The following is a 24,514-nucleotide window of genomic DNA, read 5'->3' on the forward strand; positions in this document are numbered from 1 at the left end:
AGTAAGCGAACGGAGCGGCCGGTTCAGGAATAATCGAGAAAATACCGTTTCAATGATCGGGCGACGGTCCGCGCTCAACGGGCGCCGGGGTTTCCGGCACGGGCGGCAGCATCCTGGCCGGCAGGCCCGGCTGCGAACTCACCCGTTTCGGGGTGATCAGGAACAGCCGCTCGCGCTTTTGCCGGTCGCTGCTCTTGTTGCTGAACAGCGCACCCAACAGCGGAATCTGCCCAAGCACCGGGATATGGTTGTCTTCCTTGATATCCACTTCATTGTGATAGCCGCCGATCAGCAGACTTTCGTTCTCACCGATCACCGCCTGGGTGCTGACCACGCTGCGCCGCACGGTCGGCAGGTCGCCCACCAGTTTTTTATCTTGGATGGCGCCGTCTTCGATATCCACCACCAGTTGGATCTGATGGCGGCCCTGGTGCTCGACCAACCGGGGCGTGACCCGCAGCGTGGTGCCGGTGGTGATCGGCACCACATTGGCGGTGCGCTCGCCGCTGACCCGGATATAGAAGGTCTCCGACAGATCGAGCAAGGCACCCAGATTATCGACCGTCAGCACCGAGGGCCGCGACAGCACCCGGGCATCGCCTCGGCCTTCGAGGAATTTGATCCGGCTGACCAGATAATTGCCGGCATCGGCCAGGATCGTGCTCGGATTGACGCTGCTGCCGCGATTGAACACCAGGGTATTGCCATCGGGCTCGCCAACCCGGCCAAACCCGGCGGCAGTACGGCCGTCGCGACCGGCCCAGGCGATGCCCAGTTCACTCAGCTTGCTGCTGTTGACGTCGAGAATCATCGCCTCGATCTCGATCAGCTCGGTCGGCACATCGAGCGCTTCGATCAGTTGGGCGTAGACCGGAATCCGCGCCGGATTGTCGCGCACGATCACGGCATTGATCCGTGGGTCGGCCTGGATCGCCGCCACCCGCTGCTGACCGGGCCGGTCGGCGCGCGGCTGCTCGGTCTTGGCGGCGCCGCCGACATCGGCAATCGGTGTGGCATTGCGCAAGGGCGCCGCCATATCGAGCAATTGCGACTGGCTGCCGGCGTTCTCGTCCCGCCCGGCGATCAGGTTCTGCAAGATGGTGGCGACCCCGGGCGTGGTCAGTTGACGGTCGCGGAACAGCATGACTCGGTCCTCGACCGAGGCATGCTTGAGCCGGAACACCGCCACCCGCTCATCGGCCGGCAAGGTCGGCAGATCGGTCACCGCCTTGGCGATCAGCTCGACATAGGCACGCGGCCCCGACACCAGCGCCACGCCGCGCTCGGGCAGTTCGCCCCAGCCGAAGCGCGGGTCGAGCAAGCCCAGCGCCGTCAGCGCCTGCTTCAGCGATGCCAGCGAGCCGCCCTGGGCGGCGATCGGCCGCGTCAGCACTTCACTGGCCCGATCGATATACAGCGTGCCGCCGTAATAGAACCAGGTCAGACCATAGGCGTTGCCGAGCCGGTTGAGAAAGCCTGCCGGCGTATCGGCCGCGATCCGGCCATTGACCCGGCCCGTCACGCCATCGGCGATGCTGGCAGTCAGGCCGAACTGGGCTGCGAATTCGCGCACCACCTGCTGCACCGTCTGATTCTCGGCATAGAAGGCATAGGGCGCCTCGGGCCACGGCGGCGTCGCGGCCTGAAGCGGACTTGCCAGCGCCGCCAGCAAGGCGGCAAACCACCACAGCCGTTTCATTGGCCCATCCCCTGCATTGCCGCCTTCCACACCACCAGCGAATTGACGAATTCGCCCAGCTCATTCTCCAGCGCATACAGATCGGCATCGGCCGCCAGCGTCTGCTGCAACAACAGCGAGTCGCCCTCGGCGTTGAGCGCCACGCCGTCGCGTTGGCCCTGAACCCGGGCACCTGCCACCTTCATCGCCCGCTCGAGCGCCTCGCGGCGGCGCAACGGGTCGGCCGGGATACGGCAGACCCGTGCTTCGAGCAGCAGGCTCCCGCCCGACGCCGCCAGACAATGGACACGGTGGACGCCGTCGATGGTCAGGGTCAGACGGCCGTCGCGGCGCAGATCGGCGTCAAGCGCGTATTTGCTCGCCAGAGCGGCCAGCGCGGGATGCAGGGCGGGTTGGGACATCGGCAGTTCCTCGATTTAGCGGAGTCGATCCTGCGCCAATTGGCGCACCAGCCGCAGCACTTCGGCGACCGGTTCGATCAGGTCGGTGGGAATCACATGGTCTACCGGGGTAGACCGGTACAGGGCGCGGGCCAGCGGCACGTTTTGCAGCACCGGGATGCCTTCTTCACGGGCCACTTCGACGATCCGCTGCGCCAGTGCATCCTGGCCCTTGGCCAGCACCATGGGCAGCGGCGTCTCGGCTTCCTGGTAATAGAGCGCCACGGCGAAATGGGTCGGATTGGTGACCACCACGCTGGCCTTGCGCGCCCGCTCGGCCCCGCCGCCCATGGCGATCTCCTGGGCCAGATGGCGCCGCTTGCCCTTGATATGCGGGTCGCCTTCCATTTCCTTGTATTCCTGCTTGATCTCTTCCTTGCTCATCATCAGGTCTTTGGTATGGCGATAGCGCTGCCAGGCCAGATCGGCCAGCGCGATCGCGCCAAAGCACAGCACCACATTGATCACCATGGTGCGCATCAGGCTGGCCACCGCCAGACCGATCGCCATCACCCCGCCCGACGGCAGCTTGGTCAGCGGGTCGAGCGCGTCGCGCACCACGAAGTAGACCAGCGCCGACAGGAACACCACCTTGATGCAGGACTTGAGGAACTCGACCAGATTCTTGGCCGAGAACATATTCTTCAGGTTGTCGACCACATTGAGCTTCTTGGCCGAGGGCTTGAGCGATTCGAATGCGAACAGGATGCCGACCTGGAGCGTCTCGCCGAAGATGCCGATGCCCAGCACGATCAGCAGAAACGGCAGCAGCAGCAGGGCGCCGTCGCGCATCATCTGCTCCAGCGCCAGGGCCAGGGCATTGCGGAACGGCATTCCGTGCAGTTGTGCCGGCAACAGGATCATCTCGGCCATCGACTGCATCAGGCTCGGCCCCGCCATCAGCAGATAGCCGAACAGTGCGAGCACCAGCAGCACCTGGGTAAAGTCCTTGCTGTGCGCCACCTGGCCTTTCTGGCGAGCGTCACGCAGCTTTTTCGAGGTGGGCTGTTCGGTCTTTTCGCCGCTCATGGCGCAATCTTCCAGCCCAAGGTGTCGCGCACCGTATCGAACAGACCATGGAAGCGGTTGATCTCGAGCGCCGCGTTATCGAACAGATTGACGGCGTACACCGCCAGCATCAGCATCGCCAGCGCACTCTTGATCGGCATGGCCAGAAAGAACACCTGAAGCTGCGGGGCAAAGCGGCTGACCAGCGCAAGCCCCATCTCGGCCAGAAACATCGCGACCAGCACCGGTCCGGCCAGCACCATGGCCAGACCCACCAGTCGGTCGAGCAGCCCCAGCAGAGCCGGCGCCTGGCTGGGCCGCAGCGTCGGCCATTCGCCCAGCACCGGCCACAGCTCATAGCTCTGGTACAGCACCGACAACATCAGCACAAAACCGCCGCTGAGCAGGAAAAACACCATGAAGGCCTGGTTGAACAACATGCCAAGCGGCGAGCTGTCGTGACCGGTCAAGGGGTTGATCGAGGAGGCGATACTGGCGCCGCGCTGGTTATCGACGATAAAACCGACCGCTTCGAGCGACCAGAACGGCAGGGCGATCAGAAAGCCGAGCATAAAGCCGATGGTCGCTTCCTTGAGGATCAGCGCCAGCAGATCGAGCCCGGCAAAGCGGTGCTGCGACAATTCGCCCTGCATGGCCGGCACCAGCACCAGACACAGCGAGGCCGCCACCGCGCCGCGCAACATGCCGGGCAGCAATTGGCGGTTGAACAGCGGCACCAGCAGGAATACCGCCAGCATGCGCGGCATGGTCAGTCCCAGCGCAGTCAGAAAGCTCTTGGCAAAGGCCAGGTCAAGCGCAGTGCCCATCAGAGCAGCGGAAAGGTATCGAACAGCGACACCGTGTAGTTGTAGATCTCGCCGCCTATCCAGCGCGCCGTCAGCATCAGGGTGATCCCCACCGCGATCAGCTTGACCGCGAACGACAGGGTCTGCTCCTGGATCTGGGTCAGCGCCTGCAACAGGCTGAACAGCGTCCCCACCACCGACGCCACCACAATCGGCGGCAGCGACAGCCACAGCACCAGCATCAGCGCCTTGCTGACCAGGGCGACCAGATCGACGGCTTCCATCGAGATTCCTTTCAGACCAGGGCGTGGTCAGACATAGGTCAGCACCAGCCCCTGGATCAGGCGGGTCCAGCCATCGACCATCACAAACAGAAATAACTTGAGCGGCAGCGAGATCGTCACCGGCGACACCATCATCATCCCCATGGCCAGCAGGATGTTGGACACCACCAGATCGATCACCAGAAACGGCAGATAGAGCAGAAAGCCGACCTCGAAGGCGGTGGTCAGCTCGGCAATCACAAAGGCCGGCACCAGCACCAGGAAGTCGTCGTTGCGCACCTTGGCGGCCATCTCGGGCGGCCACAGCCGCTTGGCGGTGCGGACAAAGAAGGCTCGCTGCTCGGGTTTGGAATGCTTGTAGAGAAAGGCCCGCAGCGGCTCGCTGCCCTTTTGCGCACCAGAAAGAAATGCGTCCAGACTACTCAAGGACTGTGGCTGCTCTCGAATAGATTCGTACATTTTCTGCCCAACTGGCGCCATCACGTACAAGGTGAGGATCAGCGACATGCCGTAGAGCGCCATATTGGGGGGAATCTGCTGCACGCCGAGTGCATTACGCAGCAGCGACATCACCACCGAAATCTTCAGAAAGCAGGTGCACACCACCACCAGGATCGGCACCAGCGCCAGCAGCGCCAGGGCCAGGGCCAGGGTGATCGGATCGAAGCTCATCGCTCACCCGTCAGTTGCGGCGCCACGCGCAGCACCGCCACGCCGATGCGGCCGTCGATCTCGACCAGCTCGCCCTCGCCCACCTGACGGCCATTGGCCCGGATCACCACCGCATGACGCGGGTCACGGCCCAGGTCGAAGGTATGGCCCGGCGCCAGGGTGCGCAGTTCGGCCAGCGTCAGGCTGCGCTCGCCCAGGTCGAAGGTCAGCCGGACCGGGATCTGGTCGAACGATTCGGCTTCCAGGGTTTGTGGGCTTTGCACGTCGGACATAATGGCACTCAAGGTTTGGGTAACGGTCAGCCGGTCGGCGTCGAGCCGGGCCTTGAAGCCCAGCCGACCGCCCAGACGCAGCGTCAGCTCGGGTGCAGCGGCATCGAGCCCGATGGCGCACTCGTCGAGAAAGATCAGATCGTGGGGAGCAAGCCCCGCCAGTTCTTCAAGCAGAAAGTCGGCAAAGCCGAGTTCGAGCCGTAGCGGCAAGGGCAGCTCATCGAGCCGCAATTCGGCCGGCGGCGCCTGACGCACCGCCTGGGCCAGAAAGGCCAGCGCCAACGTATCGAGCCACAGCACCAGCCGCAGCCGCTCGCCGCTGGCCGTGCTTTCCAGCTCCAGGACATAGCCGTGGCCGCTGTGCCCAGCCGTGGCCGCTCCGCTGCGCAACAGCTTGAGTCCGCGCCGACCGAGCTGGCTGCCCAGCGCTTCGCCGAGCCGTGCCGCCAGATGTTCATAGGCCGCCAGGGCCAGCGGCTCGGGCAAGGTTTCCAGCGTGGTTTCAGGCCAGACATGGCGCAGCCAGCGGCTTGCCCAGTCAGTGGGCGCAAGCAGCGTCAGCCGGCCGCCGCCCCAGTCCGCCTCGAACGCAAAACCGAGCCCGGCCGCGTCGTCGGCTTCAAACGGCCGCAGCCGGCCGCGCCAGGGCGCGCCGCCAAAGCCGAATTGCAAGGCGCCGCCATGGCGGGCAATCAGATTGCGATAGCCCAGCTCTTCGCGGCTGAGTTTGGGTAGACGCAGCCGGACATTCATCGCGGCGCTCCTGTGTCGGACTGGCTGTCGGCCGGCAGGTGGGCAGTGGGCAGGATGGCGTCGCCCGATACCGTGGCGATCACTGCTGACGCCGCTTCGCTTTCGCGCAGCCGCAGGCGGACTTCACGACGCAGCCGCTGGCCCAGTTGCTCGGCCAAGGGACCGAGGCTCTGCACCAGCCAGGCCTGGGCCGCCGGGTCGTCGCTCAGGAAATCGACTTGCAGCGCGCCTTCGGCCTCGTAGACGCGGAATTCGGTACGCGGCAGCACCTCATGGCGCAAGGTGACCCGCACTTCGCGCCGGCCGTGGTCGCCGTGGTTGGTCGTCAGCGCACTCGCCAGTGTCTCGACCAATTCAGCCACCCGGCCCGCCGCATCGGGTGCGGCCGTTACCGGAGCCGGGTCGGGCACGGCAGAGAACAGGCTGAACGGATGGGGCGGCGCAACCGGCTCGGGCTGCACGGTGGGGGACTTGTCGTCGTCCTTGCCGCGCCGGTCGTTCTCGTGGCTCTCCTCGCCCGTCTCATCACGGTCAAGTGCCTGGCGGAACCGTTCGCTGTCTTCGCTCGGGGTCGGATTGATCGCCGACACGCTGCCGTCGTCGCCAAACAGATTGCCACTGTCGATAGTGAGGCCCAGTCCGAAATCGTTACTCATGCGGAGCTTCCCATTGCTCGTCCTCGTCGTTGCGCACGGCGCGAACCTCTTCCATTTCCAGATCCTCCAGCCTTTGCAGCTCGGCCAGCCGTTCCTGGTCGAAGTTCTGCACCAGCTCGACGAATTTCTCCTTCATCCGCACCGCATCGCGATGGCCGTTGCGGGCCCGATCAAGCTGCTCGGCCGCATTGACCCGGGCCTTTTCGGCATGATCGAGCGCTTCCTGCCGCGAGCGCTCGCCGCCGCGCAGTTCGACCACGCTGAACTGGACGTCCTCGATATCGCGCAGCCGCACCGGTTTTTCGCATAGCGCCTGGTACAACTCACGTTCGCGCCGCAGGGCCCAGTCACGGTAGTCGCGCAGCGTGGTCTCGGCCTGCTCGCGTGCCGCCACCGCACTGGCCAGCTCGCCGCCGGCGCGCAGCACCTCCTGCTCGGCCCGGCTTTCGCGGTGGCGCTTGATCCGCAGCATTTCGCCGAACATGCTCATGCAGCCAGACTCCGCAATGCGGCCAGGGTATCGGCAAAGCCCGAACGCTCGTCGGTGCGCTGGCGCAGAAAGGCGCGGATACGTTCCTGCTTGTCGATGGCTTCGTCGGTAGTCCGGTCGGCGCCGCGCTTGTATTCGCCGATCTTCACCAGCAGTTCGACTTCCTGGTACTTGGCCATCAGTTCGCGCACCCGGCCGGCAGCCGCCTTATGGTCGGGGTCCACGATGTTGTTCATCACCCGCGAGGCCGACGCCAGCACATCGATGGCCGGATAGTGGTTGGCCGCGCCGAGCTTGCGGCTCAGCACGATATGGCCGTCGAGGATCGAACGGGTCTCGTCGGCCACCGGCTCGGTCATATCGTCGCCTTCGACCAGCACGGTATAGAGCGCGGTGATCGAACCCTTGTCGTTCATGCCGACCCGTTCCATCAGCCGGGGCAAGGTGGCGAACACCGAGGGCGGATAGCCGCGCCGGGTCGGCGGCTCGCCGGCGGCCAGGCCGATTTCGCGCTGGGCGCGGGCAAAGCGCGTCACCGAATCCATCAGGAACAACACCTTCTTGCCCTGATCGCGGAAATATTCGGCGATCGCCGTGGCCACATAGGCGGCCTTGGCACGCTCCATCGAGCTTTTGTCGGAGGTGGCACAGACGATCACCGAGCGGCGGCGGCCTTCTTCACCCAGCTCGTGTTCGAGGAATTCGCGGACTTCGCGGCCGCGCTCGCCGATCAGGGCGATCACCGTCACATCGACCGCCGCGCCTTTGACCAGCATGCCCATCAGGGTGGACTTACCGCCGCCGGCGGCGGCGAAGATGCCCATCCGCTGGCCTTCGCCGCAGGTCAACAGGCCATCGAGCGCCCGTACCCCAAGCGGCAGCGGATCGGCGATCATGCGCCGGGTCAGCGGATCGGGCGCTTCCTGGAATACCGGGTAGTAACGGTCCACCTCGAGCGGGCCGCGCTCGCGACCGTCGATCGGCCGGCCCAGCCCATCGAGCACCCGGCCCAGCAGACCGAAGCCGACCGGCACCATATGGGCACGGCCGGTCGGGATCACCTCGGTGGCCGAGGAAATCCCATACATATCGCCGATCGGGGTCAGCAGCGCGGCGTCGCGCGAAAAGCCGACCACTTCGGCCTTCATCTCGAACGATTCACCGGGATTGCGCAGCAGGCAGACTTCGCCCACCTTGACCGTGGGCACCACCGCCTTGATGATCGTGCCGATCACCTGCGTCACCCGGCCCTTGATCTGCAAGGTCGGCGTGTCCTGCAAGGCCAGCGCCATCATTTCGGTGATGTAGTCGAACTGCCTCATGTGCGGCTGCCAAGAATGCGGGCGAAGGCTTTTTCGATGGCGTCGATCTGGCCCGAGACGCTCGCTTCGACCAGGCCGATCTCGCTTTCCAGAATGCAGGCATCGGCCGCCAGACGCGGGTCGGCCACGATATCGAGGTAGCCAAGACCCGGGTATTCGGCCAGCAGCTCATTGAGCGCCGCCTTGACCGTCTCGACCTGATCGGGGGCAATACGCAGCGTCACCTGCTTCTGGTTGCGCACCACCGACAGGGCATTGCGCACCACCACCCGGACCCGCTCGCGGTCGTCGAAATCGGCCACGATCTTGCGGATCGCCTCCATCACCAGCTCGATCATCCGGTTTTCGACCTTGGCGAAATAATCGACGGTGCGGCCGACCGTTTCGATCATCCGCTCGGCGGTTTCGAGCTTGGCTTCTTCCAGGCCGTCCTCATAACCACGGCGGCACTCGGCGTCGTAGCCCGCCTGCGCACCAGCCACGATCGTGGCCGCCTCGTCGCGGGCCGCGGCCAGCAGGCCCTGGCTGTCGCGCCAGGCCTGATAGTCGGCCGCCTTGACGATCTTGCGGCCCGGATCGAGCCGGCCTAGGCCGTGCTTTTGGCGAACAATGAATACCATCGCGGATCGAACTCCCGACACAGACGCAGACAGAGCCGCTGCACGGACGGCAGCGCCGGCCCGCCCTCGGCTTCCGCCGCTTCCACCTGCGGACGCGGCAGCTTGAGCCGCACCCGCTCCCATAATCGTTCATCGGCCAGCGCTTCGCGCCAGCCGGCAATCCCCATCACCGCCACCCGCTCGGCCCAGTCGCGCTCGGGCCGGTCGCTTGCCGGCGGCTCGGCGTCATGGAGCAGCAGTGCCTGGTCGATCCCGAAGCGGTACAACTCATCGCCCAGCGCCAGCCGCTGCACTTCGACCTCGGCCCGGGCCAGGGTATGGCGCAGCGGCCGCCCCAGCAGGGTGATGCCAAGCCTGGCCGTCAGCGCCGTCAACGCCGGCGCCGGCAACCAGCCCAACAGACGGCCCGGCCTTGGCGGGTCGGTCGTGACCGGCCGCAGGCCCAGCTGGCGCTCAATCTGCGCCGACAGGGCCGTCCAGACTGCGGCAGTCGGCGTGGCGGTATCGAGCCAGCGGGCAATCTCGGGCGGCAGACAGTGCTCGCGCCAGCTCGGATGCAATTCAGCCGCGGCCAGATGGGCCAGGCGATGCCAAGCGAGATAGGCTTCGCGCGGCAAGGTCAGCAGATCAGTGCTCTGCGCCATCAGCCGCCGCCACGGCGTTTACGCCACCAGTCGCGGCCATGGCGATACCAGCCATAGGCGGCCATCGCCGCCAGCAACAGCACGATGACAAGGGTCTGGCCCCATAGCAGTGCCCGCAGCGCGCCGCTGCTGCCCGCTTCGATACGGGCACCGAACAGTTCCTCGGCGGCCGGCAGCTCGAGTGCCGTCGGCGTCTGCGCCGGCACCAGCACCACCGACACCTTGTCCGAACCCAGACCGGCGATGCTGTTGGTGACGAGACGCTTGATCTGCGGCACCACCGGTTCGAGGCTGTAGCTTTCCTGATGCTTGATAAAGACCGCCGCCGAAGACGGGGTCAGGCTGTCGCTCTCGACGCTGCGCTCAGGCAGCACCACATGGACCCGGGCGGTGATCACCCCGTCGATCTCGGCGATGGTGCCCGACAGCTCCTGCGACAATGCCCACAGATAGCGGGCCCGCTCCTCCAGCGGCGAGGAGATCAACCCTTCCTTCTTGAACACCTCGCCCATCCTGGCGAAGCGCTCGCGCGGCAGGCCCCTGGCGCGCAGGATATCGATGGCGCGCGCCACGCTGTCCTGCTCGACCCGCAGCGACACCATGCCTTCCTTGCCTGCCACTTTTTCTGCCTGGACGCCGGCGTCGGCCAGCGCCGCCAGCACTTCGTTGGCTTCGGCCTCGGGCAGCGCCGCCATCAATTCGACCGTGCCGCCGCAGGCTGCCAATAACAATACCGCCGTCGCCACGGCAAACAGGCCGCGCCAGCGCATAAACAATTTCCGCATCGGATCGACTGGGGGAGAGTTATTGGATCTTGATCAGCTGCTCGATATTCTGCGTCGAGCGCGAAACCGCCTTGCCGACCATTTCATACTGGACCGACAGCTGCAACATCTGCGATTGCAGGCGCAGCATATCGGTCACGCTGACCAGCTTGGCCGGGTCGGACAGAGTGGCATCGACCTTCTGCCAGCGCTGCTGGAAATCGCGGCTGACTCCGCGCAGACCATCGAGAATGGCGTCGCCGACCGTGGCGGGCGCCGTGGTGGCAGTGGCACCGGCCGGTGTCACGGCCTGGCTGGTCGGGACGGAAGAGGTATTGAGCAGTTGTTGAAAATACTGCTGCTCGGTGAGCGGCACGTCGGCAGCCGGCAAGGCGGCCGGCGCGACGGATGGCGTCGTCAATGACGCGAGGGCTGTAACAGGAATATCCACGCTTTGCTTTCCTTGCTGGAAGACCGCGATCAGGGCGAACCCAGCAGGGCACGCGCCAGGCGGGCGGCATCATGATCGGCGGCCTCGGCCAGCACCGCCAGCAGTATCTTGTCGCTTTCGCTACCGCGTCGGGCCAGTCGCAAGGCCAGACCTAAGAATACTCGAATCTCGATATTGCCGGGGCAGCGGCTCAGACCGTCGCGCTCCAGCACCCGTACCGCCTCATCAGGCTGGCCGGCGTTGAGCCGGGTGATGGCCAGCCCGATATATGGAAAAGCCGCCTCGGGCCGCAACAAGGCCAGGCCACTGAAGATCGTCTCGGCCTCGGCCATCAGTCCGCGGCCAGCGGCGGCAAAGCCGATCTCGGTCAGCAGCCGTATCGTGTCGGACGATAGCGGCTCCCCGACCGCGGCGGCGCCGGGCCATGGCCCCATCAGCGTTCCCCGATCAGCTCGAGCAGGCCACGCGCCCGTTGTTCGAGCGCCGTCTGACCGGACAGCTCGCACAGGCGGATCAGCGCTTCGAGCGTGGTTCGCGCTTCAGCGAACTGCGCCTGCGCGACCAGACATTCGGCGATATGCAGGCTGGGCTCAGGTGCTTCGGGCCTGACCATCGCCGCCAGCGCATAAGCCTGGATCGCGCCCTCGTAGTTGCGCAGCATCTGCTGACAGGCACCCAGGCCCAGCAGATAGCGCGTCTCGAGCGGACGGTAGCTGGTCAGCATGGCGAAATAGCGCAGGGCATCGTCGTGACGACCATGGCGGTACAGGTTGTAGGCGATGCCATAGACCAGTTCGAGATCCTCGTCGCTGAAGCGCTGGGCGCCGGGCAGCTGGGCGGCCTGCGTGGCCAGTTCCTCCAGCGCGGTGGCCGCAGCCGGTTTGGCATTGCTCATGGTCTGTCTCCTGGGCACGGAATAGAGGGAAGCATGGCGCCTGTACAGCAGCGCCGCCGGACGGACCGGCCGTCCGGCTCGATCAGACTGCCTGATCAGATATTACGGGCGATGCCACGATTGGCTTCGACGTTGGATTGCTCCATCGCAGCGAGCTTGTCGCGGATGTCGCGGATGATATCCATCATCATGTCCATGGTCTCCTTGGCCTTCTCGCGCGCCGCTTCATGGATGCGCGAGGCGGCTTCCTGGTCGGAGCGCTTGGCGTCGTGTTCGCTGGCTTCCTTGTCCATCGAGCCACGGGCAATCGTACCGGTGCCGTTGGCCAGGCTGCCCACCCCTTCGGCACCCAGACGGACGGTGTCGCCGCGCTTGAGCATTTCCTGACCGGACTGGGTATCGAAGCCGATCCGATGTTCACCCTTGGAGCTGACATCGTAGGTGCCGCTGGCCTTGTAGGCCTTGTAGCCCGAATAGGCGGCGCCACCCATCTGGATCGCACCGGCACCGATCTGGCAGATACCCTGGGCCAGCGCAGCGTTGAAACGGCTGGCAGCGGCTTCGCGCATCTCGTCGGCGGCGGCTTGCAGCGCGCTGACCTGGGATTGCAGGGTCATTTCACGGTCAAGCCGGGCAGTCTGGCGCATTTCCTGGGCGAACTTCATGAACAGCGCCATGAACTGGAAGATATCGGCGTAGAGCTGGACCGAAGCCTGCTCGAGCGCGCCGTTGACCTCGTTGGAATCGGCCTTGCCGTTATGGGGCGGCTCGAGGTCCGGGGCACCCGAGCGCATCTGGGCCAGGATACGTTGGCCTTCGAGTTGCAGATGGGCGACCAGATCGTGGGAGATTTCCTCCTGCTGGCCGCTTTCGAGCGGGGCGTCGGCTTGCAGCGAAGGATCGAGTGCCAGAACGTTCTGTTGGCTGGAAATACGGATATCGGGCATGGTGTACTCCTTGGCAAAGGCCGGGGCCGGCTGGGCCCCGCCTTGGCTTAAACGATGTTGCGGACCTGTTGCACGCGGGTGGAACTGGCAGCGGCGATCATCTGACTGACCATCTGGGCCGCCATATCGAGCTGCTCGAGCAGCTCCTTGATCCGCTCACGCTCGTCTTCCATCTGCTGCTTGAGTTTGACGATCATCTTGTCGAACTCGGCCTTTTGCGACTTGGCCAGATCGGCTTGTTTCTGCGAGTCGGCCTGGCTGATGGTCAAGCCGCCTTGGGCCACGCCCAGCGCGCCATTGACGCCCTGGCCGACCGCACCGGCGATCTTGCCGACGTTCTGGGCGGTCTTGGCCACGCCGCTGACGGCCGAAGAGCCGCCCGTCGCCACCACCATGGCCACCGCCACCGTCAGCTGGACCGCCAGGGTGACCGCCATGGCGATGTACTGGGCGGTCTGCTCATCCACCCCGCACAGCTGGCAGATGGCGCCGACGGCGTTGCCGTACAGATCGGGTGCCAGCATGGCCGTGGCACCTGCCGACACCACCGTCGCCGCGACGGCAGCCAGAATCGGCGCGTACTTCTTCGCGTCCTCCTCCGACATGCCCATCGCGGTCAGCAGCTTGGCGCAGCCTTCCGTAACCCATTTGCTCAGCGAAATTTCAGGCCCGCCGCATTCCTGACTGATCTGATTGGCCAGATCCATGCCGGTGGCAACCAGGCCCATCACGGCCAGCGCCAGCAGAGGGGCGGCTGCGCCGCCCGTGGCGACGGTCGCGACCGCCGCAGCCACCGTCGCGACCACTGCGGCGACGAAGGCGAAAACCTTGGTAAACCAGCCCAGGACCTTGTTGGCCTTGGCTTTTTCAGCCGCTTCGGCGGCCTTGCGCGCAGCTTCTTCGATCTTCTCGATCGCGCGCTTGTGCATATCTTCTTTTTGCTGCTTGGAAATCTCGAGACCCTGTTTGGCGGTCTGCAACTGCGCATCTTCGCTCTTGTTCTGCAAGGACATCAGCAGCAAGGCGAGTTGGTCGGAGCTGAAATCACCGCGCGGCGCTTCGAGCTCAGGTGCACCTTGCGGTGCCCGTCCGCCCTGATTGCCGCCGACGTTGCCGCCGACACTTTGCAGGTACTGGGCCGCGATCTCCGTGATCTGGGCGACCGCTGCGGCATTGACCTGGACACTCTGGGCGAGCGCCGTCGGGTCGTTGGCCACAGGCAGGTTGCCGTTACCGACATTGATCGATTGAATCGTCATCTTTCTCTCCTAGATAGCCCCGTTGGCTTCCACTTGGCTCAGCTGCGACCGGCCAGCAATTCCCGCATGGCGGTGGCGCGCTGGTTCAGGGCCAGGTATTGCGGCTTGTCCTGGGTCTGTTCCAGCACCACATCGATTGCTTCGCGCGCTTCCTCGATCAAGCCGATCGACGCCAGACATTCGGCGGTATGGAAGGTCGGTTCCGGATCGGTCAGATCGAACAGCGAAGCCATGGTGTAGTGCTTGAGCGCTTCTTCGGGGCGCTTCAGCATTTGCAGACAGGAGGCAAACGCCTTGTAGTAGCGTCGCTCGAGCTGGTCGTGCTGCAGCAGGAAGCCGAAGATCTTCAGCGCATCGCCATATTTGGCCTGGTTGTACAGGTTGTAGCCCAACGTATAGAGCGCATCGCACTCGTCGTCGGTATAGCCGTGGATATCCTTGAGCGTGCCGCCATGTGCAAACACGTCCACCAGTTCGGTGGCAAAGCTCTCGAAATCGAATTCTGCTTGGGCGGCCATGGTTTGCTCCGGGGTAGGGCGGGGATCAGCGCATATTGCCGAGGATGCTGCTGCGCGAATCGGCCATTTTCTTGATGAAGTTGGTCATCAGGTCGAAGGCTTCATTGCGCTTGTTGGTCAGGCTCTGCATCCGCAGCATGTCCATCTGCTGGCTCGAGTTGAGGCTGTCGATTTTACCCTTGAGCTGTTCGATCCACACATCGAAGGTCTTTTGCTGGGCATCGATGGTGCCGTTGCCGTCGACGTCCTTGCAGTTGCTGTCGGTCACGGTACAGCCGGCGTCGATCAGGGCCTGGCGGGTATTGCTCGACTTGGTGCGATCGTCGTTGCCCCAGGAATAGCTGAGGCCATGCCAGGCTTCCGGATCGGTGCCCGACGGGCGGGCCGCCTTCAGGTTGCCGATCAGCTCGTTGAGCTTGGCGATGTCCTGATTGCGCTTCTGGATGGTTTCGAGCTGGTCCTTGATCTGGGTCTCGAGCAGATTGGCCCGCTCGCTCTGTACCATCATCAGTGCGGTCTCGAGGTCGTACTGCGACAGATCGACCTGATTGACACCGCTGCTGGCATTGACGGAGGTGGTCATAATCGTTTTCCTCTCTGGATGTATTAGAAGATAGGCCGGGCTTAGCGCATATTGCCGAGGATGCTGCTGCGCGAATCGGCCATTTTCTTGATGAAGTTGGTCATCAGGTCGAAGGCTTCATTGCGCTTGTTGGTCAGGCTCTGCATCCGCAGCATGTCCATCTGCTGGCTCGAATTGAGGCTGTCGATCTTGCCCTTGAGCTGCTCGACCCATACATCGAAGGTCTTCTGCTTGGCGTCGTAGATACCGTTATTGCCGCTGTTGTTGACTTCGTCGCCACCGGTGGGCATGGTCAGGCCGGCAGCGCGCACATCGTTGTAGATGCCTTCGGCGGCGCTGGCGTTACCGGGCGACAGCTGACCCCAGGCTTCCGGGTCGGTGCCCGACGGCCGGGCGGCCTTGAGTTTGCCGATCAGTTCGTTGAGCTTGGCAATGTCCTGATTGCGCTTCTGGATGGTTTCGAGCTGGTCCTTGATCTGGGTTTCCAGCAGATTGGCCCGCTCGCTCTGCACCATCATCATGGCGGTTTCGAGGTCGTACTGCGACAGATCGATCTGGCTGATGCTGCTGCTGCCATTAATTGGCGTAGTCATTGTTGTTTCCTTTATAAAATTTTCAAACTCTTTAACCCGTCTTGCACAATAAAGGCAGGATTCTTTCCTGCCTTACACCATGCTCTTGGGGCGCTTGATGCGGCCGCTCGATTCGGCGTGGGCGGCGTGCAGTTTGGCCTGGCTGGCTTCGTCCTCGACGGCGTCGAGATCGGCCTTGACCAGCGCCTCGGCTTTGGCTTTGTCCTCAGCCGACAGATTGCCGTCGACATAGCTGCGCAGCTTGGCCGGATCGATACCATGTTGGCGGTACATCGACTCGGCCTCCTCCAGCTCACGCTGTACATCGGCGACCAATTTGTTCGCGGCGGCGATAATCTCAACCGCCTTGTCTTCGGGATTCATACTCATTTCACTGCTCTCCTAGGAAAGTGACGACTCAGCGCTGCAGCACGCTTCCCCGGGTAAGTAACGGGTCGGTCAAACCGGTTCACGGTTTTTTGCAGCCAATCATGGCAAAATTTACAAGTCACTGATCTGCTGGTGGAAAATCATGGCGACTCGCCAGCCGCCGGCACACCGATGGAATCAATCGGCGTCTGCTGTTACTCAAGCGCTCAACAGGATCAAGGAAACTGCAAGATGATCAGGATCGACAGCAACGGACTGGGCTCGCTCGGCTCGCAGTCCAACCAGTCGGCGCAGACAGCCACCCAGAACGGGAGCTGGCGCGGTGAGGCGCTGACGCTCAAGAACGACGCCAACTCGATCTTGACCGACGCGGCCGAGGAAATCACATTCGCCCACGCCGAGCGCGCCGATGCCAAACGGCTACAGGAGCGCAAACTCGAAGCGCGCCGGGGCCCCGAACTGCTGACGCTTGAACAGATCGCCGCCTATCTGCACGATATGCACGGCCAGATTCCGGAAAAGCTGGTGGAACTGGCCAAGCAGATGCTGGCGCGCGGCGCCAAGCCCGACCAGTTGGCGCAGGCGCTGCCCGACCCGGCCGAGCGTTTTCTGGCGCTGCAATACGCCGCGCGCCAAGGTGAGAAAGACGGGGCTTCGGCCGAGCAACTCGACGCCATCCATGAAGCGCTGGCCGAACTGGAGGCCGAACATGGTGACCGCATCCACGCCGGCCTCAATGCCGCTGCGGCCGGCCGTGAACTCGGCAACCCGGCAGCGGGCGCCCGCCTGCGGGGCGCCTATCAGGACATGGTACTGGGCCAGGCCAGCCTGGCCGCCACCGTCAAGGCGCTGCTCGAGCGCTTTGGCAGCGCCGAATTCGCCCGTGCCGTGCCGCTGTTGATGAAGGCGCTCGGCGACGATCTGGCCGCCGCCCGGCCCTCGCGCGAACCGCAGCGCTTACAGGCCATTCTCGATGACCTGTATCAGATCGAAGTGGCCGTGACCGTGCTCGAACATTGCCAGAGCCTCGCCGCCACGCTGGCGCAGCGCCACGGCTGCAAGCAGGTCGACGCCCAGGTGTTGATGCAGGAGCTGATCCAGCTGAGCAGCGAGCGCTGGATCAGTGCCAGCCGCTTCACCGCGCTGACCGACCGCTTCGGCGTCCATGAGCCGACTGCCCAGGTCGCCTTGCTGTTTGGCCTCAAACTGGCCGCCAAGGACCTGCCCATCAAGATTTTCGCCGATCAGGACAGCCGGCAGGCACTGCTCAATGCCGTGCAGGAAGCCCTGGATCAGGCCATCGAACGCGAGGAAGAAGCATGAACTGGCTTGACGCCACCCTGAACGATTTCGGCCGCCAGCTCGGCCTTGCAGACCTGCGTTTCGACCAGCAGGGCGTCGTGCAGCTCGGCTTCAGCGACCAGGGCAGCCTCGGCATCGAGCGGCGCGACGACGAGGTGCTGATTTACCTGGTCAGACCGCTCGACTACCATGACGCCACGCTGGCCGAGCGGGCGCTCAAGCTGGTGGAACGCCGCCAGGGCTGGCGCTTTCCGGTGCAGACCGGCAGCCTGCCCGAACAGCGCCTGCTGTTCCTGACCCGCCTGCCCCATGCGGCCTTTACCCTCCCGGCGCTTGAAGAAGCGCTGCAACTGCTCGATCGGCTGCATCGTCAGCTGGCCGCCCGCTGAGTGCTCGCGCTATGGACGACTTACGCTACCAGGGTTTCAATTTCGATCGCGGCATCGAGCGCATCGTCCCTGCCGACGACCTGCCGCCCGGTGGGTTACCCAGCGGCAGCGAACTGCCGCCCGCCGAGTTGCCTACCCAGGCCCGGCTCGACCAGTTGCTGGCCATGCCCCGGCTCGACGATCTGCTCGATGCCGTGCTGCGCCCCGAATTCAACCAACGTGAAATCCTGGCCCCGGCCCGTTTCCGTCAGGTGCTAGAGGGCACCGTCAGCACGCTGCGCCAGCTGGCCGACAGCGAACCCCATCTGGCCCGGCCGCTTAGCCGGGCAGCGCGCCAATTACAGGAAGAGGCCGCCTTGCGTGACCTGCTCCAGATGTACCGCAGCGCGCTCTACCAGGGATAAGCCCGACCATGCTCGAAGCCGAACAACGTGAGCTGCTCGAAGTGCTGGCCTATTTTTATCTGCAACAGGCCCGGCCCGAGCGGGCTGCCACGCTGTATGGCGCACTCGCGGCACTCTATCCGTCCGATAAGCGCTTGCAGCTGGCGCTGGCCTGCGCCCAGACCCGGGCCGGCCAGTCGGAAGCGGCGCTCGACAGCCTCGATCGTCTGCTCGAAGACGGTCAGATCGACGCCGGCATCCATCTGTTGCGCGCCCAGGCCCTGACCCGGCTTGGCCGCGACAGCGAGGCGGCGCGGGCCATGGATAGCTTCATCGCCTTGCGCTGATGGTAAAAGACAAATATCCGGCAAAACATGTGCAAGAAACCCTGCCGGTTACAAATAGAAAATAAAATTTCTTTATAGGTAGTGTTAGCCGGCCTGCGCCGGTGGCACCGATAACCGCCGCGCTCAGCGGCCACCCGGCCAGGAGGCCCGATTCACCGTGCAACGCCTGCTGCAACGTTTTGTCATGGCCGCGGCCAGCCGCAATGATCTGGTGCTGGCAGCGCTGATCGTCTGCATCATCTTCATGATGATCCTGCCGCTGCCCACGCCGCTGGTCGACTTCCTGATCGCGGTGAATATGTGCATCTCGGCCATTTTGCTGATGGTGGCGATGTATCTGCCCTCGCCGCTGGCCTTTTCCTCGTTCCCGACGGTACTGCTGATCACCACGCTGTTCCGGCTCGGCATCTCGATCGCCACCACCCGGCTGATCCTGTTGCAGGGCGACGCCGGCCATATCATCCACACCTTCGGCAACTTCGTGGTCGGCGGCAATCTGGTGGTGGGTCTGGTGGTGTTTCTGATCCTGACCATCGTGCAGTTCGTGGTGATCACCAAGGGTGCCGAGCGGGTGGCCGAGGTCGGGGCGCGCTTCTCGCTCGATGCGATGCCGGGCAAGCAGATGTCGATCGACGGCGATATGCGGGCCGGGGTGATCGACATGGACGAGGCGCGCCGCCGACGCGGTCTGGTGGAAAAGGAAAGCCAGCTCTACGGCGCCATGGACGGCGCAATGAAATTCGTCAAGGGCGATGCCATCGCCGGGCTGATCATCGTGGCGGTCAACCTGCTGGGCGGCATCCTGATCGGGACCTTGCAGCGTGATCTGAGCGCCGGCGACGCGGTCAAGATCTACTCGATCCTGACCATCGGCGACGGCCTGATCGCCCAGATCCCGGCGCTGTTCATCTCGATTACCGCCGGCATCATCGTCACCCGGGTCAGCACCGACGACGGCGGCCCGTCCAACGTCGGCCGCGATATCGGTGGCCAGATTCTGGCACAGCCGCGCGCTTTCCTGATCGGCACGGTGGTGATGCTGGGCTTTGGCCTGATCCCGGGGATGCCGACAGCGATCTTTATGGTGCTGGCGCTGGTGGTCGGTGCCGTCGGCTATACCCTGACGCGCGGCGAGCGCAAGGTAGTGGACGAGAAAACCGGCGCCGTCACCACGGTGCCCGCCATGGCCGCTGCCGGCCAGCCGCCGGCGAGCCGCAGCAAGAGCGACAGCGGCGAGGAATTCGCCCCCACCGTGCCCTTGCTGATCGATGTGGCCGCCGGTCTGAGTCAGAGTTTCGAGGCCGACCGGCTCAACGATGAATTGATCAAGATCCGCCGGGCGCTGTATTTCGATCTGGGCGTGCCGTTTCCAGGGATCCAGCTGCGCTTCAACGACCGGCTGGCCGCTGAGAGCTATGCGATCCATCTGTCCGAAGTCCCGGTTTCGCAGGGCCGTCTGCGCCCCGGTTATCTATTGGTGCGCGAGCAGCCCGACAATCTGAAGGCGCTCGGGGTGGCCTTCGAGACCGACCGTCAGTTCCTGCCGGGCCTGCCGACGCTGTGGGTCAGCGACCAGCTGCGCGAGCCGCTGGGCCGCGCCGGCATCGCCCATATGGAGCCGACCCAGGTGCTGACCTATCACCTGGCGTTCGTACTGAAGAAATACGCGGCCGACTTTATCGGGATCCAGGAAACCAAGTTCCTGCTGACCGCCATGGAGGGCCGCTTTCCCGATCTGGTCAAGGAAGCGCAGCGGGTGCTGCCGATCCAGAAGATCGCCGAGATTCTGCAACGTCTGGTGTCGGAAGAGATTTCGGTACGCAATCTGCGCACCGTGCTCGAGGCGCTGATCGAGTGGGGGCAGAAGGAGAAAGACTCGGTGCTGCTGACCGAGTATGTGCGCACCGCCTTGAAGCGCCAGATCAGCTACAAGTATTCGAGCGGGCAGAATCTGCTGCCCGCCTATCTGCTGGCGCCCAATGTCGAGGATACGGTGCGCGGCGCGATCCGCCAGACCTCGGCGGGCAGCTATCTGGCGCTCGACCCGGCGGTATCGAAGCGGCTGGTCGAGAACATCAAGCGCGGGGTGGGCGATCTGGCTGCCAGCGCCCACAAGCCGGTGCTGCTCAGTTCGATGGATATCCGCCGCTATCTGCGCAAGATGATCGAGCAGGATCTATACGATCTGCCGGTGCTGTCCTATCAGGAGCTGACCCAGGAGATCAATATCCAGCCGCTGGCGCGCATCGAGTTGTAGCCCATGGCGCCGGCTTATCCGCCCTCAGCTCAGGGCCGTCACCGCCTCATCGACCGAGGCCACCACATTGAACAGCGACAGAAAGCCGCTCATGGCAAATACGTCGCGCACATTGTCGCGCAGCCCGGCCAGCAGCAGTCGGCCCTGGCTGGCACGCAGTTTCTTGCCGGCCAGCAGCACCACCCGCAGGCCCGCCGAGCTGATGTAGTCGAGATCGGCCAGATCGAACACCACATTGCGGGCGCCGGCCTCCAGCTGGGTGTTGACCAGGCTTTCCAGCTCGGGCGAGCTGGCGCTGTCGAGCCGGCCCGTGGGCCGGAATACCGCGACCTGGTCGCGGTTTTCGAAATGAATGCTCATAAAAGATCCGTAGGTTGCGCCGGTAAACTCCGCGCTCTCGATTGTAACCGTCCGTCGCCGGCAATGATGCCCGTTGCGCTGTAAAAGGATTCCGTTTCAGTGACCACCGCCCGCCTCGAACTCCGCGTCCTTCATGGCCCGCAGGCCGGCGCCCGGCTGCCGCTGTCCGACGGCCGCTATCTGCTCGGCAGTGGCGAACGCGCCGATATCGTGCTGCACGGTCCGGCCGTTGCGGCGGAGCATTGTGCACTCGACCTTGACGGCGATATTGCCACCCTGGAGCCGATAGGCGGCAGCCTGCTTGGCCTCGATGGCCGCCTCTACGAACGCGGCGACCGGCTCGCCCTCGGCGTGGTGGTGGAAATCGGCGGCGTCTGGCTCTGCCTCGACCGCCCCGACGCCTCGTGGCCGGCCCGGGTAGAACCGGTGCAGTCACCCCAGCCCAAGGACGTGGCCGCAGAACCGGGCGCGACCACCGCGCCGCCCGCTGCAGCCGCACCGCCTCCCGCGCCCGGCAAGGAATCCCCGCCGCTGGGCCGACGGCTCGGTCAGGCTGCCCTCAGCGGTCTTGCCCTGGCCGCCATCGTGACGGTCGCCCTGGTCTGGCTGGCCGGCGCCGGCAAATCGACGCCACCTGTCACCAGCGCCAAACCGGCCGATCAAGGCCGTGCCCGGCTCGAGGCGGCCATCGCTGCGGCCGGGGTCGGTCCGCATCTGCGCTGGCGTCGCTTGCAAGATAGTTGGATTATCGAGGGCCATGTCAGCGACGACGCCAGCCGCGCCCGACTGGCCCGCGCCGTGGCGGCGCTGCCGCAGCGGGTGGCGCTGCGGGTCTACGCCGACGACGCCCTGCTGGCCGACGGCCGCGCGGCGCTTGCCGGCACCGCCCTGCCGCTGCGGCTCGAGGGCCTGGGCGGCGGAGCCTTCCGGCTCAGCGGCGCGGCACCTGATCAGGCAAGCGTGGACGATACGGTGGAGCGGCTCAGGGAAGATGTGGCCGGACTGAAGCGGATCGATAATGCCGTGCTGCTGCCCGACGCGCTGGCAAGCCGTCTGCTGCGCGAGATCGAGCAGGCGGGACTGGGCAGCCGGATCAAGTCCATCCGCCGCCCCGACGGCACGCTGGAGCTGAGCGGCACGCTTGCCGCAGCCGATCTGGCACGTTGGGAGAAACTGTTCGGCGACTTCAGCCGCGACTACGGCGCCGTGCTGCCGGTGCGGGCGAGCTTTGCCCGCTTGCAGCCGCCCTTGCCATTCCGGATACGTGGGGTGGTGGGCGGGGAACAGCCCTATGTGCTGACCGCCGATGGTGCCAAAATCACCGTGGGCGGCCAGATCGGCGCCTACAAGCTGGTAGCGGTCACCGACCGCGAACTGATTTTCGACGGCCCCGAGCGGGTCAGCCTTGCGAGGTAGCCATGGATTCCCTGCTTGCCGGCTTTACCACCTCGACACTCGAAGCCGACCTGGCCGCCGACCACGACGGCCGGCTGCGCCAGGCGCTGGCCGAGCAACTGGCCCAGGCCGCCGACCCCTTGCGCCATATCCTGAGTCAGGGCGTGGACAAGGCCGATTTCCAGCGCTGGGCCGCAGCACTCGATGCCATCGAGGCCGCCCGGCGCGCCCTGCCCTTGCTGGGCCCGACCGAACAACCCTGATCTGGAGCCTTCCCATGGCCTTGACCTTCGACTTTATCAATTCGACCCTGCAAACCTACACCCAAAGCCGCGAAGCCGATCTGAAAGCCCAGATCTCGGCGCTTGGCGAAAACCCGTCCACGGCCGATCTGCTCGCCATGCAGCAAAAGCTGCAATCGTGGACCATGATGACCCAGTTGCAGAGCACGGTGGTCAAGGAACTGGCCGACGCCCTGAAAGGCATCATCCAGAAAGCCGCCTGATTGCAGCAGGCGCCTGGCGTCGCGATCGACCAGCGAAACGGACCCGGCCACAAGCTGCCAGGATATGTCACCGACGCCCCGTTGGCGTATTGCCGACAAACCCGGAATCCGACTGGACTCGCTCGGGCAAGCCCATGGATCGTCCGTTGCTGAGGTCGGTTCGGCGTCGACCGGCCGTGGACAAGCGTCCGCCCTCGCATGACCGCCGACAGCCAGGGTGGAGCCAGCGGGTTAGCTTGCCTGTTGTGTCGGGTCCATCTGGAGGCATGGTCGAGGATCGATAGTTAGACGAAGTCCGCTTTTCGGCTTGGCAACGAAGCGACAGCCTCCTTGCCGCCCATCTTATACAGACGTCACAAAACACGGTTTTTTATTCAAAACCGTTATCAATTCTTGCAGACGTTTTTCAGGATTTTTTCCAAAAGCCTTGTTTGAGCCGGGAACCCGGCTCAGGCCTTCATATCGAAGAAGCGTAGTGGCGCCAGCGCCGGACCCGGATCGCCCCGTTGCGGGTCGGCCAGAAAGCGTTGCCAGGCGTCCACGCTATCGAGCAGCTTCTCGACCGCCGTATTGAGCTGGGCGGTATCAAGGCCGGCCAGAGACAGCGCCAGCATCAGGGTCACCTGGCGGCCATCGGGGTCGAGACTCAGGGTGGCGCCATGGGCGCCGCGCCATAGATAGTTGGCGCGCAATAGCGCAATCAGGGTATCGCTGCTCACTGCCGGCGGCAGCGGGCCGACGGCGCAGTGCAGCACCAGCCGTCCGCCTGCGCTGTCACAGGCGATCGCCAGCCGGTGGCTGCGATCGAACAGCAGCGAACAATGACGCTGGGCATCGAGCCGCAGCCCGGGCATTCCCAGCAGCGTGCCGAATTCACTGATCAGGCGGTCGGGATCGGCCAGCATCAGGCAGCTCCCTCGATACGCTTATGGACCCGCACCACATTGCTGTCGCCGAGACGGCGATAATCGACCGCGTCGGCGAGTTGACGCACGAAATGCACTCCCAGGCCACCGATGCGCCGGCTGTCGAGATCGGCGTCCAGATCGGGGGAATCGAGTTCGAGCAGATCGAACGGGGCAGCGTGGTCGGTGACTTCGAGCGTCACCGCGCCGTCGGCGTATTCGACCGCCACCTCGATCAGACCATCGTCGCGACCGGCATAGCCGTGCTCGATCACATTGCTGATCAACTCATCGAGGATCAGATTGATTTCAAACACGGTTTTGCTAGGCAGGGCCAGGCCGGCGGCCCAGGTTTCGACCGCTTCGGCCAGCACGGCAATCGCCGCAGGATGGCTCGATAGAGATTGGCTGAAGGTCGCGGCCATTGCGCAGTCCGGGGACATATCCTTACATTTTTAGCAAGTGGAAAGCAGCGGCGGCCAGCCTATCTTTTCTGGCACGGGGGTCTGGATACGACAGCGATCGGCAAGCGAGCGCTATCGAATTTTTCAATCGAGCAATCGACAGGCTACAATGCCGAAAAAATATATTTCTGATAGTCATGCAAAGTCGCCCGGACGCCGTCA

The 24,514-nt window shown here is 64.4% G+C and carries 33 protein-coding genes; 8 read left to right on the forward strand and 25 right to left on the reverse strand.

Going from position 1 to position 24,514, the window contains the following annotated elements; all coding sequences use genetic code 11:
- Nucleotides 1-49: 49 nt before the first annotated feature.
- From sctC to ACFOW7_RS11940, 22 genes are all read right to left on the reverse strand, one after another.
- Nucleotides 50-1,699, reverse strand: a complete 1,650-nt coding sequence (gene sctC, locus ACFOW7_RS11835; RefSeq protein ID WP_378164433.1) for a type III secretion system outer membrane ring subunit SctC — start codon at nt 1,697-1,699, stop codon at nt 50-52.
- A complete protein-coding gene (locus ACFOW7_RS11840) occupies nt 1,696-2,100 on the reverse strand; it encodes a CesT family type III secretion system chaperone (protein ID WP_378164435.1) in 405 nt (134 codons plus the stop codon). Before ACFOW7_RS11840 ends, sctC begins: the two co-directional genes overlap by 4 nt.
- Before the next feature lie 15 nt (nt 2,101-2,115).
- Nucleotides 2,116-3,168 (reverse strand): type III secretion system export apparatus subunit SctU, encoded by a 1,053-nt coding sequence (gene sctU, locus ACFOW7_RS11845; protein WP_378164438.1) that lies wholly within the window; start codon nt 3,166-3,168, stop codon nt 2,116-2,118.
- Nucleotides 3,165-3,974, reverse strand: a complete 810-nt coding sequence (gene sctT / locus ACFOW7_RS11850; protein ID WP_378164440.1) for a type III secretion system export apparatus subunit SctT — start codon at nt 3,972-3,974, stop codon at nt 3,165-3,167. Before sctT ends, sctU begins: the two co-directional genes overlap by 4 nt.
- Nucleotides 3,974-4,237: a type III secretion system export apparatus subunit SctS gene (gene sctS, locus ACFOW7_RS11855; RefSeq protein WP_378164442.1), complete on the reverse strand. Its 264-nt coding sequence runs from the start codon at nt 4,235-4,237 to the stop codon at nt 3,974-3,976. The genes sctT and sctS overlap by 1 nt, the downstream gene beginning before the upstream one ends.
- A gap of 27 nt (nt 4,238-4,264) precedes the next feature.
- Nucleotides 4,265-4,909 (reverse strand): type III secretion system export apparatus subunit SctR, encoded by a 645-nt coding sequence (gene sctR, locus ACFOW7_RS11860; protein ID WP_378164444.1) that lies wholly within the window; start codon nt 4,907-4,909, stop codon nt 4,265-4,267.
- Nucleotides 4,906-5,934, reverse strand: a complete 1,029-nt coding sequence (sctQ, locus tag ACFOW7_RS11865; protein WP_378164446.1) for a type III secretion system cytoplasmic ring protein SctQ — start codon at nt 5,932-5,934, stop codon at nt 4,906-4,908. Before sctQ ends, sctR begins: the two co-directional genes overlap by 4 nt.
- On the reverse strand, nt 5,931-6,590 hold the full coding sequence (locus ACFOW7_RS11870) for a type III secretion HpaP family protein (protein WP_378164448.1): 660 nt from the start codon (nt 6,588-6,590) through the stop codon (nt 5,931-5,933). Before ACFOW7_RS11870 ends, sctQ begins: the two co-directional genes overlap by 4 nt.
- A complete protein-coding gene (gene sctO / locus ACFOW7_RS11875) occupies nt 6,583-7,080 on the reverse strand; it encodes a type III secretion system stalk subunit SctO (RefSeq protein ID WP_378164451.1) in 498 nt (165 codons plus the stop codon). Before sctO ends, ACFOW7_RS11870 begins: the two co-directional genes overlap by 8 nt.
- Entirely contained in the window at nt 7,077-8,402 is a 1,326-nt protein-coding gene (gene sctN / locus ACFOW7_RS11880; RefSeq protein WP_378164453.1) for a type III secretion system ATPase SctN, read from the reverse strand. The genes sctO and sctN overlap by 4 nt, the downstream gene beginning before the upstream one ends.
- Nucleotides 8,399-9,022, reverse strand: a complete 624-nt coding sequence (locus tag ACFOW7_RS11885) for an HrpE/YscL family type III secretion apparatus protein (RefSeq protein WP_378164455.1) — start codon at nt 9,020-9,022, stop codon at nt 8,399-8,401. The genes sctN and ACFOW7_RS11885 overlap by 4 nt, the downstream gene beginning before the upstream one ends.
- On the reverse strand, nt 8,989-9,666 hold the full coding sequence (locus tag ACFOW7_RS11890) for a SctK family type III secretion system sorting platform protein (protein ID WP_378164457.1): 678 nt from the start codon (nt 9,664-9,666) through the stop codon (nt 8,989-8,991). Before ACFOW7_RS11890 ends, ACFOW7_RS11885 begins: the two co-directional genes overlap by 34 nt.
- Entirely contained in the window at nt 9,666-10,436 is a 771-nt protein-coding gene (sctJ, locus tag ACFOW7_RS11895) for a type III secretion system inner membrane ring lipoprotein SctJ (protein ID WP_378164459.1), read from the reverse strand. The genes ACFOW7_RS11890 and sctJ overlap by 1 nt, the downstream gene beginning before the upstream one ends.
- 34 nt (nt 10,437-10,470) lie before the next feature.
- A complete protein-coding gene (gene sctI, locus ACFOW7_RS11900; protein ID WP_378164461.1) occupies nt 10,471-10,881 on the reverse strand; it encodes a type III secretion system inner rod subunit SctI in 411 nt (136 codons plus the stop codon).
- Between the two features lie 29 nt (nt 10,882-10,910).
- Complete coding sequence (locus ACFOW7_RS11905) at nt 10,911-11,315, reverse strand: tetratricopeptide repeat protein (RefSeq protein WP_378164463.1); 405 nt, start codon at nt 11,313-11,315, stop codon at nt 10,911-10,913.
- Nucleotides 11,315-11,776, reverse strand: a complete 462-nt coding sequence (locus ACFOW7_RS11910; protein ID WP_378164465.1) for a SycD/LcrH family type III secretion system chaperone — start codon at nt 11,774-11,776, stop codon at nt 11,315-11,317. The genes ACFOW7_RS11905 and ACFOW7_RS11910 overlap by 1 nt, the downstream gene beginning before the upstream one ends.
- Nucleotides 11,777-11,871: 95 nt before the next feature.
- A complete protein-coding gene (gene sctB, locus ACFOW7_RS11915) occupies nt 11,872-12,723 on the reverse strand; it encodes a type III secretion system translocon subunit SctB (protein ID WP_378164467.1) in 852 nt (283 codons plus the stop codon).
- A gap of 47 nt (nt 12,724-12,770) precedes the next feature.
- Entirely contained in the window at nt 12,771-13,982 is a 1,212-nt protein-coding gene (sctE, locus tag ACFOW7_RS11920; protein ID WP_378164469.1) for a type III secretion system translocon subunit SctE, read from the reverse strand.
- 38 nt (nt 13,983-14,020) lie between these two features.
- Nucleotides 14,021-14,500, reverse strand: coding sequence for a SycD/LcrH family type III secretion system chaperone (locus ACFOW7_RS11925; RefSeq protein WP_378164471.1), 480 nt, complete (start codon nt 14,498-14,500; stop codon nt 14,021-14,023).
- Between the two features lie 25 nt (nt 14,501-14,525).
- Complete coding sequence (locus ACFOW7_RS11930; protein ID WP_378164473.1) at nt 14,526-15,083, reverse strand: hypothetical protein; 558 nt, start codon at nt 15,081-15,083, stop codon at nt 14,526-14,528.
- A 41-nt stretch (nt 15,084-15,124) separates the two neighbouring features.
- A complete protein-coding gene (locus ACFOW7_RS11935; RefSeq protein ID WP_378164475.1) occupies nt 15,125-15,676 on the reverse strand; it encodes a hypothetical protein in 552 nt (183 codons plus the stop codon).
- A gap of 72 nt (nt 15,677-15,748) precedes the next feature.
- On the reverse strand, nt 15,749-16,045 hold the full coding sequence (locus tag ACFOW7_RS11940; RefSeq protein ID WP_378164477.1) for a hypothetical protein: 297 nt from the start codon (nt 16,043-16,045) through the stop codon (nt 15,749-15,751).
- Between the two features lie 231 nt (nt 16,046-16,276).
- Between ACFOW7_RS11940 and sctW the strand changes: the two genes are divergently transcribed.
- The 5 genes from sctW to sctV all read left to right on the forward strand — a co-directional run bounded on the left by sctW (nt 16,277) and on the right by sctV (nt 20,723).
- Entirely contained in the window at nt 16,277-17,368 is a 1,092-nt protein-coding gene (sctW, locus tag ACFOW7_RS11945) for a type III secretion system gatekeeper subunit SctW (RefSeq protein ID WP_378164479.1), read from the forward strand.
- A complete protein-coding gene (gene sycN / locus ACFOW7_RS11950) occupies nt 17,365-17,736 on the forward strand; it encodes a type III secretion chaperone SycN (protein WP_378164482.1) in 372 nt (123 codons plus the stop codon). Before sctW ends, sycN begins: the two co-directional genes overlap by 4 nt.
- 11 nt (nt 17,737-17,747) lie before the next feature.
- The gene (gene sctX, locus ACFOW7_RS11955) at nt 17,748-18,140 is read left to right on the forward strand and encodes a type III secretion apparatus assembly protein SctX (protein ID WP_378164484.1); all 393 of its coding nucleotides are present in this window, start codon (nt 17,748-17,750) and stop codon (nt 18,138-18,140) included.
- A gap of 8 nt (nt 18,141-18,148) precedes the next feature.
- The gene (gene sctY, locus ACFOW7_RS11960) at nt 18,149-18,466 is read left to right on the forward strand and encodes a type III secretion apparatus assembly chaperone SctY (RefSeq protein WP_378164486.1); all 318 of its coding nucleotides are present in this window, start codon (nt 18,149-18,151) and stop codon (nt 18,464-18,466) included.
- A 157-nt stretch (nt 18,467-18,623) separates the two neighbouring features.
- Entirely contained in the window at nt 18,624-20,723 is a 2,100-nt protein-coding gene (gene sctV / locus ACFOW7_RS11965; RefSeq protein ID WP_378164488.1) for a type III secretion system export apparatus subunit SctV, read from the forward strand.
- A gap of 24 nt (nt 20,724-20,747) precedes the next feature.
- Here sctV and ACFOW7_RS11970 read toward each other — a convergent pair whose 3' ends face one another.
- Nucleotides 20,748-21,083: an STAS domain-containing protein gene (locus ACFOW7_RS11970; RefSeq protein WP_378164492.1), complete on the reverse strand. Its 336-nt coding sequence runs from the start codon at nt 21,081-21,083 to the stop codon at nt 20,748-20,750.
- A gap of 99 nt (nt 21,084-21,182) precedes the next feature.
- Here ACFOW7_RS11970 and sctD point away from each other — a divergent pair, with 99 nt between their 5' ends.
- From sctD to ACFOW7_RS11985, 3 genes are read left to right on the forward strand one after another with little or no spacing between them, the layout of a single operon-like run.
- Complete coding sequence (gene sctD, locus ACFOW7_RS11975) at nt 21,183-22,499, forward strand: type III secretion system inner membrane ring subunit SctD (RefSeq protein ID WP_378164495.1); 1,317 nt, start codon at nt 21,183-21,185, stop codon at nt 22,497-22,499.
- Nucleotides 22,500-22,501: 2 nt separating this feature from the next.
- Complete coding sequence (locus ACFOW7_RS11980) at nt 22,502-22,741, forward strand: EscE/YscE/SsaE family type III secretion system needle protein co-chaperone (protein WP_378164497.1); 240 nt, start codon at nt 22,502-22,504, stop codon at nt 22,739-22,741.
- A gap of 14 nt (nt 22,742-22,755) precedes the next feature.
- The gene (locus ACFOW7_RS11985; protein WP_378164499.1) at nt 22,756-22,983 is read left to right on the forward strand and encodes an EscF/YscF/HrpA family type III secretion system needle major subunit; all 228 of its coding nucleotides are present in this window, start codon (nt 22,756-22,758) and stop codon (nt 22,981-22,983) included.
- Nucleotides 22,984-23,432: 449 nt separating this feature from the next.
- Here the strand turns inward: ACFOW7_RS11985 and ACFOW7_RS11990 are convergent, their stop codons facing one another.
- Together ACFOW7_RS11990 and ACFOW7_RS11995 are read right to left on the reverse strand one after the other, a co-directional pair.
- Nucleotides 23,433-23,888: a type III secretion system chaperone gene (locus ACFOW7_RS11990; protein WP_378164501.1), complete on the reverse strand. Its 456-nt coding sequence runs from the start codon at nt 23,886-23,888 to the stop codon at nt 23,433-23,435.
- Nucleotides 23,888-24,313 (reverse strand): ATP-binding protein, encoded by a 426-nt coding sequence (locus ACFOW7_RS11995; protein ID WP_378164503.1) that lies wholly within the window; start codon nt 24,311-24,313, stop codon nt 23,888-23,890. Before ACFOW7_RS11995 ends, ACFOW7_RS11990 begins: the two co-directional genes overlap by 1 nt.
- Nucleotides 24,314-24,514 lie beyond the last annotated feature (201 nt).

This window comes from Chitinimonas lacunae (assembly GCF_042650885.1).
GTDB classification, from domain to species: Bacteria; Pseudomonadota; Gammaproteobacteria; order Burkholderiales; family Chitinimonadaceae; genus Chitinimonas_A; species Chitinimonas_A lacunae.

Coding starts and splice junctions, on each gene's coding strand:
- sctC (WP_378164433.1), bottom strand. CDS start 1,699: ATGAAACGGCTGTGGTGGTTTGCCGCCTTGCTGGCGGCGCTGGCAAGT.
- ACFOW7_RS11840 (WP_378164435.1), bottom strand. CDS start 2,100: ATGTCCCAACCCGCCCTGCATCCCGCGCTGGCCGCTCTGGCGAGCAAA.
- sctU (WP_378164438.1), bottom strand. CDS start 3,168: ATGAGCGGCGAAAAGACCGAACAGCCCACCTCGAAAAAGCTGCGTGAC.
- sctT (WP_378164440.1), bottom strand. CDS start 3,974: ATGGGCACTGCGCTTGACCTGGCCTTTGCCAAGAGCTTTCTGACTGCG.
- sctS (WP_378164442.1), bottom strand. CDS start 4,237: ATGGAAGCCGTCGATCTGGTCGCCCTGGTCAGCAAGGCGCTGATGCTG.
- sctR (WP_378164444.1), bottom strand. CDS start 4,909: ATGAGCTTCGATCCGATCACCCTGGCCCTGGCCCTGGCGCTGCTGGCG.
- sctQ (WP_378164446.1), bottom strand. CDS start 5,934: ATGAATGTCCGGCTGCGTCTACCCAAACTCAGCCGCGAAGAGCTGGGC.
- ACFOW7_RS11870 (WP_378164448.1), bottom strand. CDS start 6,590: ATGAGTAACGATTTCGGACTGGGCCTCACTATCGACAGTGGCAATCTG.
- sctO (WP_378164451.1), bottom strand. CDS start 7,080: ATGAGCATGTTCGGCGAAATGCTGCGGATCAAGCGCCACCGCGAAAGC.
- sctN (WP_378164453.1), bottom strand. CDS start 8,402: ATGAGGCAGTTCGACTACATCACCGAAATGATGGCGCTGGCCTTGCAG.
- ACFOW7_RS11885 (WP_378164455.1), bottom strand. CDS start 9,022: ATGGTATTCATTGTTCGCCAAAAGCACGGCCTAGGCCGGCTCGATCCG.
- ACFOW7_RS11890 (WP_378164457.1), bottom strand. CDS start 9,666: ATGGCGCAGAGCACTGATCTGCTGACCTTGCCGCGCGAAGCCTATCTC.
- sctJ (WP_378164459.1), bottom strand. CDS start 10,436: ATGCGCTGGCGCGGCCTGTTTGCCGTGGCGACGGCGGTATTGTTATTG.
- ACFOW7_RS11905 (WP_378164463.1), bottom strand. CDS start 11,315: ATGGGGCCATGGCCCGGCGCCGCCGCGGTCGGGGAGCCGCTATCGTCC.
- ACFOW7_RS11910 (WP_378164465.1), bottom strand. CDS start 11,776: ATGAGCAATGCCAAACCGGCTGCGGCCACCGCGCTGGAGGAACTGGCC.
- sctB (WP_378164467.1), bottom strand. CDS start 12,723: ATGCCCGATATCCGTATTTCCAGCCAACAGAACGTTCTGGCACTCGAT.
- sctE (WP_378164469.1), bottom strand. CDS start 13,982: ATGACGATTCAATCGATCAATGTCGGTAACGGCAACCTGCCTGTGGCC.
- ACFOW7_RS11925 (WP_378164471.1), bottom strand. CDS start 14,500: ATGGCCGCCCAAGCAGAATTCGATTTCGAGAGCTTTGCCACCGAACTG.
- ACFOW7_RS11930 (WP_378164473.1), bottom strand. CDS start 15,083: ATGACCACCTCCGTCAATGCCAGCAGCGGTGTCAATCAGGTCGATCTG.
- ACFOW7_RS11935 (WP_378164475.1), bottom strand. CDS start 15,676: ATGACTACGCCAATTAATGGCAGCAGCAGCATCAGCCAGATCGATCTG.
- ACFOW7_RS11940 (WP_378164477.1), bottom strand. CDS start 16,045: ATGAGTATGAATCCCGAAGACAAGGCGGTTGAGATTATCGCCGCCGCG.
- sctW (WP_378164479.1), top strand. CDS start 16,277: ATGATCAGGATCGACAGCAACGGACTGGGCTCGCTCGGCTCGCAGTCC.
- sycN (WP_378164482.1), top strand. CDS start 17,365: ATGAACTGGCTTGACGCCACCCTGAACGATTTCGGCCGCCAGCTCGGC.
- sctX (WP_378164484.1), top strand. CDS start 17,748: ATGGACGACTTACGCTACCAGGGTTTCAATTTCGATCGCGGCATCGAG.
- sctY (WP_378164486.1), top strand. CDS start 18,149: ATGCTCGAAGCCGAACAACGTGAGCTGCTCGAAGTGCTGGCCTATTTT.
- ACFOW7_RS11970 (WP_378164492.1), bottom strand. CDS start 21,083: ATGAGCATTCATTTCGAAAACCGCGACCAGGTCGCGGTATTCCGGCCC.
- ACFOW7_RS11980 (WP_378164497.1), top strand. CDS start 22,502: ATGGATTCCCTGCTTGCCGGCTTTACCACCTCGACACTCGAAGCCGAC.
- ACFOW7_RS11985 (WP_378164499.1), top strand. CDS start 22,756: ATGGCCTTGACCTTCGACTTTATCAATTCGACCCTGCAAACCTACACC.
- ACFOW7_RS11990 (WP_378164501.1), bottom strand. CDS start 23,888: ATGCTGGCCGATCCCGACCGCCTGATCAGTGAATTCGGCACGCTGCTG.
- ACFOW7_RS11995 (WP_378164503.1), bottom strand. CDS start 24,313: ATGGCCGCGACCTTCAGCCAATCTCTATCGAGCCATCCTGCGGCGATT.